Below are 13,475 nucleotides of genomic sequence, written 5' to 3'. Positions count from 1 at the left end.
GTTCCGCGGGGTTCCCTATATGGGTCGAGCCGGTTTCAACTCCTTCTGCGGGTCACGGAGCACTGACATGCGCACTCTGCTATTCATCCTGGGCGGCTTCGTGCTGCTGGCGGTGTGCCTGGCCGCAGGCAAGTCGATGGCGGGCGGATTCGGCGACGGCATGCGCATGAGCCTCGTCGCGTTCGCCGCCTTGTGGTTCGTGATCGCGGCGGCCAACATGTGGATGGGGATCGTCAAGGGTGGCTATTCGTTCGGCGAGGAATTGCCGATCTTCCTGCTCATCTACCTGCTGCCGCTCGCGGGCGCGGCCTTCGTGGTCGTGAAGTGGAAGCTCTTTTGACCCGCCTGTGAGCACTTCGTCCGACTTCGCGGAGTTCGTCAAGGAGCAACTGGCTGCGGTCCACGGCGTCCAGGCCAAGCGCCTCTTCAGCGGCGTGGGGCTGTCCGCACACGGCGTGCAGTTCGCGATGATCATCGACAACGTGCTCTATTTCGTGGTCGACGACGCCACCCGCCCGGCCTACGAGGCGATGGGCAGCCAGTGCTTCTCGTACACCACGAAGGTGCGGCATGTGGAGGTCAGGCGCTACTACGCGGTGCCCGGCGAGGTGATCGAGGATCGACAGCGCCTCGCGATGCTGGCACGCGAATCGCTGGAGATCGCTGCGCGGCCTCGCAAGAGTCCGAAGCCGAAGCCTCGCAAGATGGCGAAGGCATCGCGCTAGCATCCGCGTCCACCTCCAATCCCTGAAGAAGGTTTCCGCATGTCCATCGAACTCTGGCTCGCCTTCATCGCCGCGTCCGCCGTGATGCTGGTCATCCCCGGGCCGACCATTCTCACCGTCATCAGCTACTCCGTCGCGCATGGTCGACGGGCCAACGTGCCGCTGGTCGCGGCAGTCGCGCTGGGCGACTCGACCGCACTGGTGCTCTCTCTGCTCGGCCTGGGTGCGCTGCTCGCGACCTCGGCTTTCTGGTTCATGGTGATCAAGTGGGTCGGCGGGCTGTACCTGCTCTACCTCGGCGTGAAGCTGCTGCGCGCGGGCATCTCGCCGGCCGAGCTGGCTGCGCCGTCCGCGCCGCGCTCGCGCTGGCGGCTGTTCGCCAACACCTGGCTGGTGACGGCGCTGAACCCCAAGGGGATCGTGTTCTTCGTCGCCTTCCTGCCGCAGTTCATCAACCCGCGCGCGGACGTGACGCACCAGCTCTGGATCCTCGCTATCACCTTCGTGGCACTGGCAACGCTCAACGCCACGCTCTACGCGGTGTTTGCCGGTTCGGCGCGCAGGCTGCTGGCTTCGCCGCGTGCGCAGCGCCGCTTCAACTTCGCAGGGGGCTCGCTGCTGTCGGCGGCGGGGGTGTGGGCGCTTCTCGCTCGCCGTCCGGCATGAGCCGCCCGTGACCGCGAAGTACACCGGCCCGCTGCCCACGCACGGCCGCTTCGACTACGCGCCGATCACCCGCCGCCCGGACCATGCGTGGCCGAATGGCGCGCGGCTGGCGGTGTACCTCGGCCTGAATCTGGAGCATTTCGCGTTCGGCGAAGGCATGGGCGCGTGCATCGGCCCGGCGTCGCCGCACCCGGACGTGCTGAACTTTTCCTGGCGCGAGTACGGGAACCGCGTCGGCGCGTGGCGCTGCCTCGAACTCTTCGACAGCCTCGACATGGTGTGCGGCACGCTGCTCAACACGGCGCTGTACGACCACTGTCCCGAGCTGATCGCGGCCTCGGTCGCGCGCGGCGACGAGCTCATCGGCCACGGCCACAGCAATTCGGAGCGCCAGGGCGACATGGACGAAGCAGGCGAGGCGGCGCTGCTCGCACGATGCCGCGCGCGCATGCTCGCGGAAAGCGGCAAGGCGCCCGCGGGCTGGCTGTCGCCGTGGATCTCCGAAAGCCACCTCACGCCCGACCTGCTCGCCGAGGCCGGCTACCGCTACACGCTGAACTGGTGCCACGACGACCAGCCGGTGCCGATGCGCACCCGCAGCGGCCGCACGCTGTGGTCGGTCCCCTACCCGCAGGAGCTGAACGACATCCCGATGATCATCGCGCGGCAGATGGACGCGAAGGATTTCGCCCAGATGATCATCGACAACGCCGACGAGATGGTCGATCAATCGCGTCGCCAGACGCTGGTCATGGGCGTGGCCCTGCATCCGTACATCGTCGGGCAACCCTATCGGCTGCGGCACCTGCGCCGAGCGCTCGGGCACCTCGCGCGCCTGCGCGACGAGGGCGAGATCTGGCTCACCACGCCCGGGGCGATTTGCGCGCACATGGCGACGGTCACCTCGGCCAGCGCTGTGGCAAGCTAGCGCGCAGGCTGCATGCGCGCGGCCGCTGCCGCTCCCCATGTCGCCATACCGCCTGTCCGTTTCGCTTCTGCTGTCCACGCTTGCCCTCGTGCTGGCAGAGCCCGCCTGGGCCTTTGCCACCTTCGACGAGGTGCGGCGCGACTTCCGCCCCTCCGACACGCTGGTGCTGGACCGCGACGGCCAGTTGCTGCAGCGCGTGCGCACCGATCCGGCAATCCGCCGGGGTCAATGGACCGCCCTCGCCGACATCTCGCCTGCGCTGCGCACGGCCATGGTGCTGAGCGAGGACAAGCGCTTCCACGAACACAGCGGCGTCGATTGGCGCGCTGCTTCTGCGGCGGCCTGGGGCAATCTCTGGAACACGCACACGCGCGGCGCCTCCACGATCACGATGCAGCTCGCCGGGCTGCTGGACGACGACCTGCGGCGCGGCGGGAGCGGCCGCAGCATCGGCCAGAAGCTCGGCCAAGCCGTCGCAGCGCAACGGCTGGAGCACACCTGGCGCAAGGACCAGATCCTGGAGGCCTACCTCAACATCGTGCCGTTCCGCGGCGAGATCGTCGGCATCGATGCGCTCTCGCGAACGCTGTTCGGCAAGGCGCCGCACGGCCTCGACGCGCGCGAGGCGGCGGTGGCAGCCGCGCTGGTGCGCGCACCGAACGCGAAGCCGGCCGTGGTCGCCCAGCGCGCCTGCGAACTGATGCGCACGATGGAGCCGGGCAGCCGGCCCGATTGCGACGGCGTCGACATGTTCACCAGCGCCGCGCTGCAGCGGCGCAGCTTCGATGCGAGCGAAGGCATCGCACCGCATCTCGCACGACGTGCGATTGCAGCGCGCACGGAAGGCGCGCAGGGCGACGTCCTCACCACGCTTCGAGCGCCGCTGCAACGCTTCGCGCTCGACAGCCTGCAAAGGCACTTGCGCGAGCTGCGCGGCCGCAACGTGGAAGACGGCGCGATGGTGGTGCTCGACAACGCAAGCGGCGAAGTGCTTGCGTGGATCGGCTCCTCGGGCGCCCTGAGCCGCGCCGCCGAGGTGGACGGCGTGCTCGCGCAACGGCAGCCTGGATCCACGCTCAAGCCCTTTCTCTATGCCGAAGCCATCGCCGAGCGGCGGCTCACGGCGGCTTCGCTGCTCGACGATTCGTCCGCGCAGATCAACACCGCAAGCGGCCTGTATATCCCGCAGAACTACGACCGGCAGTTCAAGGGCCATGTCTCGGTGCGCACCGCGCTCGCGGCCTCGCTCAACGTGCCCGCGGTGCGCACGCTGGTCATGGTGTCGCCCGAAGCCTTCGCGCGGCAGTTGCGCGCAGCCGGCCTGCCACTGGCGCAGAGCGGGGACTACTACGGCTACAGCCTCGCGCTCGGCAGCGCGGAGGTCTCGCTTCTGGCTCTGACGAATGCCTATCGCACGCTGGCGAACGGCGGCCGGTTCGGCGAGACCCGCTATCTGCCTGCGCAGGTCGCCTCGCAGCCCGGCAGCGCGGCGGTCGATCCGCGCGCGGCGTTCATCGTCGGCGACATCCTGAGCGACGCCAATGCGCGCGCGCGCACCTTCGGCCTGGACAGCGTGCTCGGCACCCGCTTCTGGACCGCCGTGAAGACCGGCACCAGCAAGGACATGCGCGACAACTGGGCCATCGGCTGGTCGCAGCGCTACACCGTCGGCGTGTGGGTCGGCAATGCGAGCGGCGCGCCGATGTGGGAGGTGAGCGGCACCAGCGGCGCCGCACCGGTGTGGGCCGAGGTGATGGCCTTCCTGCATCGCGGTGCGCCGAGCGGTGCGCCCAAACCGCCGGCCGGGCTGGTGCAGAAGCAGATGCGTTTCGGCGACGAGCTCGAGGCGGCGCGCAGCGAATGGTTCGTCGCGGGCACCGAACAGGCTGTGTTCGCGATCGCGCCCGACGCGACCGGCGAGACGGCTCCACGCATTGCCTCGCCGGCCGACGGGACCATCATCGCGATCGATCCGGACATCCCGCCCGGCAGCCAACGCGTGCGCTTCGAGGCCGAAGGACGCGCGGTTCATTGGCGCATCGACGGCAAGCCTCTGGCACGCGGCAACAGCGTGCAGTGGCTGCCCTGGCCGGGTCGACACGTGGTCGAGCTCATCGACACGCGCGGCCGGGTGGCGGACAGCATCCGCGTGGAAGTGCGGGGGGCGGGCGTGGTGACCGGCGCGACGACCGCAAAGAACGCCAGGCGCTGAACGGTGGTCGGTGGTCGCGTCCGACACCTGTCAGCGCGAACCGACGCTGCCGCACCACCGGATGGCGGACAGCCGCTGCCCACGGCGGCCCACGGCGACGAACGCAGGATGCCGCTGGAGCGCGCCCCCCATGCGGTCTACAACTGTCTCAACAACCACCACCACAAGGAGGTGCGAGATGTTGATATCGATGAGATCGGTGCCGCAACGGCAGGACCCGCAAGTCGTCGTCGCCTGGATTCGCGCATGCATCTGGGCCAGCGTCGAGGGCTGGCCCTTCTGCCCTCTCAAGTAGCGTGGCCTTCCACCCTACTTCACGACCATCAGCGTGAACGGCCACACATAGGCCTGCAGCGTCACGAAGATGCCGACGAGGGATGCCAATGCGATCGAGTGGAAGAACACGTAGCGCAGGATGTCGCCCTCGTGATTGAACCACCGCGTGGCGGTGGATGCCACCACGATGGACTGCGCATCGATCATCTTGCCCATCACGCCGCCCGAGCTGTTGGCCGCGCCCATGAGGTTCGGCGACAGGCCCAGCTGGTCCGCAGCGACTTTCTGCATGCCGCCGAAGAGCACGTTCGAAGCGGTGTCCGATCCGGTCAGCGCCACCCCCAGCCAGCCCATGAGCGTGCCGAAAAAGGGATAGAGGACGCCGGTGTTGGCGAACGCCAGACCCAGCGTGCTGTCGAGCCCCGAATAGCGCGTGAGCGTCCCGAGCGCGAGCATCAGCGCGATGGTGAGCAGCGAATACTTCACCAGATTGAGCGTGCGGCCGTAGGCCACGATGAGCTGCCCGACGCTGTACTTGGCGACGAAGCCGCCCACGATCGCCGCCAGCAGGATGCCGGTGCCGGTGGCCGAGAGCAGCGTGAAGGCATACACCGCACCTTCCTTGGTAGGCCCGGGAACGACCGGCGGCATCTTCTCGACCAGGTTGTGCAGCCCGCCGATCGGAAAGTTGGGCGCGAAGAGCCCGTTGAGCCAGGTCTTGACCGGCGGCAGGCCCCAGATGAACACGAAGACGGTCATGATCGCCCACGGCGTCCATGCGCGCACGAGTTCGGCGGTCGAATGGGGCGAGCGCTTGGCGGTGGCCGTGGCCGCCGGCGTGCCGCCGTCGTCCTCGTGCCCCTTGAGCGAGACCGAGCGCCAGATGTTGCGCGGCTGCCAGACGCGCAGGAAGAGGATCAGCGAGACCATCGAGACGATGGCCGCGATGATGTCCACGAGTTCCGGGCCGATGAAGTTCGAGACCAGGAACTGCGGAATCGCGAAAGACACGCCGGTCACGAGAATGGCGGGCCAGACTTCCATCATGCCCTTGCGGCCGGCGAAGGCCCAGATCAGCCAGAAGGGCACCAGCAGCGAGAAGAACGGCAACTGGCGGCCGATCATCGCGGTGACCTGCATCAGGTCATAGCCATGCACCTTGGCGAGTGTGATCACCGGCGTGCCCAATGCGCCGAAGGCGACGGGTGCGGTGTTGGCGATGAGCGAAAGGCCCGAAGCCGCGAGGGGCGAGAAGCCGAGGCCGATGAGAATCGCGGCCGTCACGGCCACCGGCGTGCCGAAGCCGGCCGCGCCTTCGAAGAACGCACCGAAGGCGAAGGCGATCAGCAGCAGTTGGAGACGACGGTCCTCGGTGATGTCGGAGAGCGAGTCCTGCAGCACCTTGAAGCTGCCGTTCTGCTCGGCGAGCTGCTGCAGGAAGATGATGTTCAGGACGATCCAGCCGATGGGCAGCAGGCCCGTGAGTCCGCCAAGGAAGGCTGCGCGGCCCGCGAGACCGGCGGGCATGCCGAAGGCGACGATGGCGATGACCAGCGCACTGATCAGGCCGAGCCCGGCGGCGATATGAGCCTTCATGTGAAGGAAGCCGAGGCACACCAGCATCACGACGACCGGAATCGCCGCGAGTGCCGTCGAGAGAACCATGTTTCCGAACGGGTTGTAAACCTGCTGCCATGTCATGAATGTCCGCCTTTTGTTGTCTGGAGTTGGTCGGATGAAGCCCTGCGGATAATAGGCACCGCGCAAAGATCAGACAACCTAGGAGCCACCCCCTGTGCCAGACCTCTCCAAGATCACGAACATCGAAGACCTGCGAGTGATTGCCGAACGCCGCGTGCCGCGCATGTTCTATGACTACGCCGACTCGGGAGCCTGGACCGAAGGCACCTACCGGTCCAACGAGGACGACTTCCAGAAGATCAAGCTGCGCCAGCGCGTCGCGGTCAACATGGAGGGCCGCTCGACCCGCACCACGATGATCGGCGAGGAAGTCGCGATGCCTGTGGCCATCGCGCCCACGGGCCTCACCGGCATGCAGCACGCCGATGGCGAGATCCTCGGCGCTCGGGCCGCGAAGGCCTTCGGCATTCCGTTCACGCTCTCGACGATGAGCATCTGCTCGCTGGAAGACGTCGCCGAGCACACCGACCGCCATCCCTTCTGGTTCCAGCTCTATGTGATGCGCGACCGCGAGTTCATCGAGCAACTGATCGAACGTGCGAAGGCCGCGAACGTCTCGGCGCTCCAGCTCACGCTCGACCTGCAGATCCTCGGCCAGCGTCACAAGGACATCAAGAACGGCCTGACCGCGCCACCCAAGCCCACGTTGAAGAACCTCATGAACCTCGCGACGAAGCCGCGCTGGTGCATGGGCATGCTCGGCACCAGGCGCCGCACCTTCGGCAACATCGCCGGCCACGCGAAGGGCGTGAAGGACCTGTCGTCGCTCTCGTCGTGGACTGCCGAACAGTTCGACCCGACTCTGAGCTGGGCCGACGTCGAGTGGATCAAGAAGCTCTGGGGCGGCAAGCTGATCCTGAAGGGCATCATGGACGTGGAGGACGCGCGCCTCGCGGCCTCCAGCGGCGCGGATGCGCTGATCGTCTCCAACCACGGCGGTCGACAACTCGATGGCGCGCCCTCTTCCATCGCCGCGCTCCCGGCCATCGCGGAAGCGGTGGGCACGGAGATCGAGGTGTGGATGGACGGCGGCATCCGCAGCGGCCAGGACGTGCTGAAGGCACGCGCGCTCGGTGCGCGCGGCGTGCTGATCGGCCGCAGCTTCCTCTATGGGCTCGGTGCCTTCGGCGAAGCGGGCGTGACCCGCGCGCTGCAGATCATCCACAAGGAACTCGACATCACCATGGCCTTCTGCGGGCGCACGCAAGTCGACGAGGTCGACTCGAGCATCCTGCTGCCCGGCACTTTCTAGGCAGGGTTACGGCCCTGGCCGACAGCGCCTGCTTCTGCGGCGGGGCAAACTAGGGATTGCCCTAACAACACGCAGAGAGGCGCCAGTTCATGAGCTCCGTCACATCCTCCGCGGGATCGACCACCGTCGATTCCGCGACGTCCCCGCGCGCCTACACCAGCGAAGAAAAACGCCATCGCATCTTCGCGATCATGGCGGCCTCCTCAGGCAACCTGGTCGAGTGGTTCGACTTCTACGTCTATGCCTTCAGCGCGCTGTACTTCGCGCCCTCGTTCTTTCCGAAGTCGGATCCGACGGCGCAGTTGCTGAACACCGCGGGGGTGTTCGCGGCGGGCTTCCTGATGCGCCCCGTCGGCGGATGGCTCTTCGGCCGCGTCGCGGACCGGTACGGCCGCAGGACCTCCATGCTGATTTCGGTAACGATGATGTGCGCCGGGTCGCTCGCCATTGCATGTCTTCCCACCTACGCGGCCATCGGTGCCTGGGCGCCGTTCCTTCTCCTGATCTGCCGGCTGTTCCAGGGCCTCTCGGTCGGTGGCGAATACGGCACCACGGCAACATACATGAGCGAAGTGGCGCTGCGCGGACAGCGCGGGTTCTTCTCGTCTTTCCAGTACGTCACGCTGATCGGCGGGCAGCTGCTGGCGGTGCTCGTGATCGTCGTGCTCGAGCAGCTGCTGAGCGAAGCCGAACTCAAGGCCTGGGGCTGGCGCATCCCGTTCGTGATCGGCGCGATCGCTGCGGTGGTGGCGCTGTTCCTGCGCCGCACGCTGCACGAGACACAGACGGAAGCGTCGCGCACCAACAAGGAAGCCGGCACGCTGTCGGGCATCTTCCGTCACCACAAGGCCGCCTTCTTTACCGTGCTGGGCTATACCGCCGGTGGTTCGCTGATCTTCTACACCTTCACCACGTACATGCAGAAGTACCTGGTCAACACGGTGGGCCTTCCGATCAAGACCACGAGCTACGTGATGACCTGCGCACTCTTCGTCTACATGTGCATGCAGCCGGTGTTCGGTGCGCTGTCGGACCGCATCGGCCGGCGCAACAACATGCTGCTGTTCGGTGGGCTCGGCGCGCTGTGCACCGTGCCGATCCTCACGGCCCTTCAAGGCGTCACGAGTCCGGTGGTGGCGTTCGTGCTGATCATCCTCGCGCTGGCAATCGTGAGCTTCTACACCTCGATCAGCGGCATCGTGAAGGCCGAGATGTTCCCGCCCGAAGTGCGCGCGCTCGGCGTCGGGCTGGCGTATGCGGTCGCGAATGCGCTGTTCGGCGGGTCAGCGGAATACGTGGCGCTGGGTCTCAAGTCGATCGGCCACGAGACGGCCTTCTACTGGTATGTCACGGCCATGATGGTGATCGCCTTCGTGGTGAGCCTGCGTCTGCCCCGCCAGGCAACCTACCTGCACCACGATCACTGAGCGGTGCTCAGGCCTCGGCTTCCCAGAGCTTCGGATAGCGGCTCACGAAGCCGTCGCCGGTGACCTCCAGCATTTCGGCGTAGTCGAAGCGCGGGGAGGTGTACCAGTAGCCGGACTCCCCGCGGCGCTCGTAGCGCTGCTCGAGCTCGATCAGGCTGCCGCTCTCGAGGTCGAGCCACGCGGCAGGCGCATCGGCCGCCTCGCCTTGCGCAAGATGCAGGCGGCGCAGCGGCAGCAGATTGGTGGCCGGCGTGAAGCCGAGGTCGAGATCGACGCAATGCCCGAGGTCGGGCAGCGGCGCATCGTTGAGCTTCCACGCACCGTGCGCGTCGTGCACGATGGAGAAATCGATCTGCTCGCTGCCGAGCCAGCCCCGCACCGTGCTCCACTGCGTGTGCCAGGCGCGATCGCAGCGCACGCGGTAATGCAGTTGCGCGGCGCGGCCATCCTCGTGGCGAAAGGCCGCAGCGCCGTCGATCTGCCAGTTCTCGCCATTGCGATCCAGGCGACAGACGTCGTGCCCCGGAGCATCGAGGCGGCGCCAGAGCATGAAGGCAACGGGCTGCATACGGCGGATGATGGCACCGGGTGCCCGCAGTGCGCAAGCCTGGGCAACCAAGCAGCACTGTCCGACGAAAATGGCGTCCGTGAGCATCACACCGATCCGCCGTATTGCGCATCTCGACATGGATGCCTTCTATGCTTCTGTCGAGCTGCTGCGCTATCCGCAGCTCAAGGGGCTGCCGGTGGTGATCGGGGGCGGGCGGCGCAAAGTCGACGAGGCGTTGCGGGACGTCCCGGAGGGCGGCACGCTGGCCGATATTCCCGTCGCGGCCTTCCCGCTGCTCAAGGACTACGCCGGACGCGGCGTGATCACCACGGCAACCTACCCGGCCAGGCAGTTCGGCGTGGGATCGGCGATGGGCCTCATGAAGGCCGCGAAGCTTTGCCCGCAGGCGATCATCCTGCCGGTGGACTTCGACGAGTACCGCAAGTATTCCCGCCGCTTCAAGCAGGTCATCACCGAGATCGCGCCGGTGATGGAAGACCGTGGCGTCGACGAGGTCTACATCGACTTCACCGAGGTGGCCGGCGGTCAGCGCGAGGGTGGCCGCGTGCTGGCGCGGCTGATTCAGAAATCGATCTTCGAGGCGACCGGGCTGACGTGCTCGATCGGTGTGGCGCCCAACAAGCTCATCGCCAAGATGGCGAGCGAGTTCAACAAGCCGAACGGGATCTCGGTGGTGTTCGAGAACGACCTCGAGGGCCGCATCTGGCCGCTGCCCTGCCGCAAGGTCAATGGCATCGGGCCGAAGGCCGACGAGAAGCTGCAGCGCCACGACATCCGTACCATCGGCGAGCTCGCGGAACGCGATCGCGACTGGCTGATCACCAACTTCGGCAAGGCCACCGGCGCATGGATGCACGAAGTGGCCTGGGGGCGCGACGAGCGGCCGGTGGTCACGGAAAGCGAGCCGGTCTCGATGAGCCGCGAGACCACGTTCGACAGGGACCTGCATGCGGTGCGGGATCGCGCCGAGCTGGGCGCCATCTTCACGCACCTGTGCGAGAAGGTCGCGGAAGATCTCCAGCGCAAGGGCTACGTTGGCAAGACCATCGGCATCAAGCTGCGCTACGACGACTTCAAGATTGCAACGCGCGACCAGACCATCGATCGCTTCACAGCCGATGCAAAGGCGATCCGGCAGGTCGGAGGTCAGTGCCTGAAGCGGGTCCCTCTGGAGCGGCCGCTGAGGTTGCTCGGGGTCCGCGTGGGTGCGCTGATGAAGGCGGCAGAGGCGGATGCGGCGAACCGCGTGCCCGCGAACGCGGGCGGAGGGCGTCAAGCCGCGGAGGTGCAAGGCGCCGCCGCCAGGACCGCTTCCCTCTTCTAGCCTGCTACCCCGTCGCTTCAGCGGGCCGGCACGCCGTTCTGCCACTGGGGCCAGTTTGCGACGATGTGATCCACGACCCGGCTGCCCACCAGTTCGATGTTCTCCACCGTCTCTGCAAAGCCCCCGGCGGTCTCTCCCGGCGCCGGGTCGAGGTGCTGCAGCGTGGTTTCGCGCGGATTGCCCTGGTCGAAGTTGACGGCTCCGCGCAGGCTCATCACGCGGTCGGTGCCATGGGTGCGCTTGATCACGAGGGTGACGGCTGCGGCTTCCATTTCGGTGATGACATAGTCGTCCGCACCGTAAAGCTTGGCGATGTACTGTGCCTGGCTGGACATGCCGGGCCCGTGGAAGAAGGTGTCGCCGGTCATGTGGGTGCCGGTGCCGACGAAGGGCGCACGGCGCGCTGCGGCCTGCGGGTAACGGAGCCGATAGGCGCGGGCCGAGTCAGAGTCCTTCAGGGGCGTTTCGGCAGAGAGCTTCATCGCCCACGCAACCAGGTCCGGATTGAGCTTGAATCGGCGGTACTCCTCGTAGCCTTTGCGCGGCATGAAAGTTGGCTCCCCGGCCTTGTTTTCCTCGGGCGCCCAGCGATGTCCGAGGTCGTAGTCGACCAGCCAGGTGGCCCAGCTCACTTCTCCGATGGTGCCGCGAGAAGGCGGAGTGCCGGCCACGCCCGAGATGACGTAGTAGGCCTGCGAGAAGTCGAACTTCGGATTCAGCAGGATCGCCTGCATGGATGAGGACGAATTCACCTTGCCCATGCCAAGGACCGCGCCGCAGACGCCATCCGCGTTGCAATACACCGGTTGCAAGGCACCTGGGACGGCCACCGGCGTCGTGCCCTTCCAGTAACGCTCGTACCAGTGCTGGAACTCGCCGGCACGGTCGCCGGTGTTCTGCCCGATCTCGAACATCGCGGCGACGAAGACCTTGACCTTCACCGGCTCGGAAGGGCGTGGCTGCATGTTGGAAGCGCATCCCGCGTTGAGGCCAACGGCAGCGGACAGCGCAAGCGCGCGGAAGCGGGTGGATTGGAAGGGCGACATGGAGTTCTTTCCTTGGCAAGTACATGGGCCTGGACGCTGGGTCCCGGCGTACCCGAGGCCGATGTGGCGTCCTACAGCTGCGCGTGCATCGCTTGAGCACCCTATCTACCAGCGAATTGCTGCGTCAGCCCACCCCGAGATTTTCGCAAAGCTCATGCCTGCCACCGCCCCTCGCTTTGTCCCACTCGCCAATGGGCTCGTCTACGTGGATTCCAGCATGCCCGGACTTCGGCGCTCAAAGCGCGGAGCGGCCTTTCGGTATCGGGACGCCCGAGGTGCCTGGATCAGGGACGCCGAGGAGATCGCGCGTATCCGGCGGCTGGCCATTCCACCGGCCTACAAGGACGTGTGGATCTGCCCAGTGCCCAATGGACACCTGCAGGCGACCGGCATCGATGCGCGCGGGCGCAAGCAGTACCGCTATCACGCGCAATGGCGTGCCCTCAAGGACGAAACCAAGTTCGACAGGCTGGAAGCCTTCGGCCGGGCGCTGCCGGGCATCCGCCGGCGCGTGTCGCGGGATCTGCGCACCAAGCCGGGCGAACCTTTGAGGCGGGAACTGGTCCTGGCGACGATCGTTCGCCTGCTCGATACGACCTTCCTGCGCATCGGCAACGAGGAATACATGAACAGCAATGGCTCGTACGGACTCACGACGCTTCGCACCAGGCACGCCGACACGCACGGAGGCACCCTTCGGCTGCGCTTTCGCGGGAAGAGCGGCGTGCTCCACGAGGCCGAAATGGACGATCCGCGCGTCGCCAAGGTGGTTCGCCGGTGCCAGCAGCTGCCCGGGCAGGAGCTTTTTCAGTACGAGGGAGAAGACGGCACCCCGACGGGCATTTCGTCGACCGACGTCAACGATTACTTGCGCGAGATCGCTGGCGAGGAATTCAGTGCCAAGGATTTCAGAACCTGGCACGGAACAGTTCAGGCCCTGGATCTGATCCGCCTCCGATGCGCTTGCGAGGCGGCCGCCGGTCCTGCGCCAGTGCGCGCGGGGCTGAAGGAGGTCTTGTCCGCCGTCGCGTCTCGGCTGGGGAACACACCTGCCGTTTGCAAGAAGGCATACGTGCATCCGGCTGTGCTCGGACTCATCGAAATGCTGAATTCGAATTCCGAGGAATCGAAAGCCTTGTGGGACAGGGTTTCACATAAGGTGCGAAATCAGCGTGATCTGCGCGCATCTGAACAGAGGCTGCTTGCTTTTCTCTTGCTCGCTCGGGAGCGAGCGTCCAAAAGCAAAAAGCCCAGCCTGATGAGGGCTGGGCTTTTTGGGGCTGTAAGAGCCTGACGATGACCTACTTTCACACGGGAACCCGCACTATCATCGGCGCTGAGGCGTTT

The 13,475-nt window shown here is 66.4% G+C and carries 12 protein-coding genes; 9 read left to right on the top strand and 3 right to left on the bottom strand.

The genetic code is table 11. The features are described 5' to 3' along the window. Nucleotides 1-67 precede the first annotated feature (67 nt). Genes WKW77_RS29900 through pbpC form a run of 5 tightly spaced genes read left to right on the top strand, consistent with a single transcriptional unit; the run spans nt 68 to nt 4,531 of the window. Nucleotides 68-340, top strand: a complete 273-nt coding sequence (locus WKW77_RS29900; protein ID WP_340360526.1) for a hypothetical protein — start codon at nt 68-70, stop codon at nt 338-340. A gap of 7 nt (nt 341-347) precedes the next feature. Continuing rightward, on the top strand, nt 348-725 hold the full coding sequence (locus WKW77_RS29895) for a TfoX/Sxy family protein (protein ID WP_340360525.1): 378 nt from the start codon (nt 348-350) through the stop codon (nt 723-725). Between the two features lie 39 nt (nt 726-764). Next, nucleotides 765-1,391 (top strand): LysE family translocator, encoded by a 627-nt coding sequence (locus WKW77_RS29890; RefSeq protein ID WP_340360524.1) that lies wholly within the window; start codon nt 765-767, stop codon nt 1,389-1,391. A gap of 7 nt (nt 1,392-1,398) precedes the next feature. After that, nucleotides 1,399-2,319 (top strand): polysaccharide deacetylase family protein, encoded by a 921-nt coding sequence (locus WKW77_RS29885; protein ID WP_340360523.1) that lies wholly within the window; start codon nt 1,399-1,401, stop codon nt 2,317-2,319. A 37-nt stretch (nt 2,320-2,356) separates the two neighbouring features. Next, on the top strand, nt 2,357-4,531 hold the full coding sequence (pbpC, locus tag WKW77_RS29880; RefSeq protein ID WP_340360522.1) for a penicillin-binding protein 1C: 2,175 nt from the start codon (nt 2,357-2,359) through the stop codon (nt 4,529-4,531). A 309-nt stretch (nt 4,532-4,840) separates the two neighbouring features. Here the strand turns inward: pbpC and WKW77_RS29875 are convergent, their stop codons facing one another. Beyond that, a complete protein-coding gene (locus WKW77_RS29875; RefSeq protein ID WP_340360521.1) occupies nt 4,841-6,508 on the bottom strand; it encodes an L-lactate permease in 1,668 nt (555 codons plus the stop codon). 94 nt (nt 6,509-6,602) lie between these two features. Between WKW77_RS29875 and WKW77_RS29870 the strand changes: the two genes are divergently transcribed. After that, the gene (locus WKW77_RS29870; RefSeq protein WP_340360520.1) at nt 6,603-7,760 is read left to right on the top strand and encodes an alpha-hydroxy acid oxidase; all 1,158 of its coding nucleotides are present in this window, start codon (nt 6,603-6,605) and stop codon (nt 7,758-7,760) included. Nucleotides 7,761-7,849: 89 nt separating this feature from the next. Next, nucleotides 7,850-9,187 carry an MFS family transporter gene (locus WKW77_RS29865; protein ID WP_340360519.1) on the top strand — a complete coding sequence of 446 codons (1,338 nt, stop codon included), beginning with the start codon at nt 7,850-7,852 and terminating at the stop codon, nt 9,185-9,187. Between the two features lie 7 nt (nt 9,188-9,194). Here the strand turns inward: WKW77_RS29865 and WKW77_RS29860 are convergent, their stop codons facing one another. After that, nucleotides 9,195-9,755, bottom strand: coding sequence for a putative glycolipid-binding domain-containing protein (locus WKW77_RS29860; protein WP_340360518.1), 561 nt, complete (start codon nt 9,753-9,755; stop codon nt 9,195-9,197). 70 nt (nt 9,756-9,825) lie between these two features. Between WKW77_RS29860 and dinB the strand changes: the two genes are divergently transcribed. Further along, complete coding sequence (gene dinB, locus WKW77_RS29855; protein ID WP_340360517.1) at nt 9,826-11,082, top strand: DNA polymerase IV; 1,257 nt, start codon at nt 9,826-9,828, stop codon at nt 11,080-11,082. Between the two features lie 17 nt (nt 11,083-11,099). Here dinB and WKW77_RS29850 read toward each other — a convergent pair whose 3' ends face one another. Beyond that, nucleotides 11,100-12,128: a purine-nucleoside phosphorylase gene (locus WKW77_RS29850; protein ID WP_340360516.1), complete on the bottom strand. Its 1,029-nt coding sequence runs from the start codon at nt 12,126-12,128 to the stop codon at nt 11,100-11,102. 154 nt (nt 12,129-12,282) lie between these two features. Between WKW77_RS29850 and WKW77_RS29845 the strand changes: the two genes are divergently transcribed. Next, nucleotides 12,283-13,422, top strand: a complete 1,140-nt coding sequence (locus WKW77_RS29845) for a DNA topoisomerase IB (RefSeq protein WP_340360515.1) — start codon at nt 12,283-12,285, stop codon at nt 13,420-13,422. The last annotated feature ends 53 nt before the right edge of the window (nt 13,423-13,475 follow it).

Source organism: Variovorax ureilyticus (assembly GCF_037889935.1).
GTDB classification, from domain to species: domain Bacteria; phylum Pseudomonadota; class Gammaproteobacteria; order Burkholderiales; family Burkholderiaceae_C; genus Variovorax; species Variovorax ureilyticus.
Note: the sequence above shows the minus strand (reverse complement) of the source record. Positions and strands in the feature narration are given on the sequence as shown.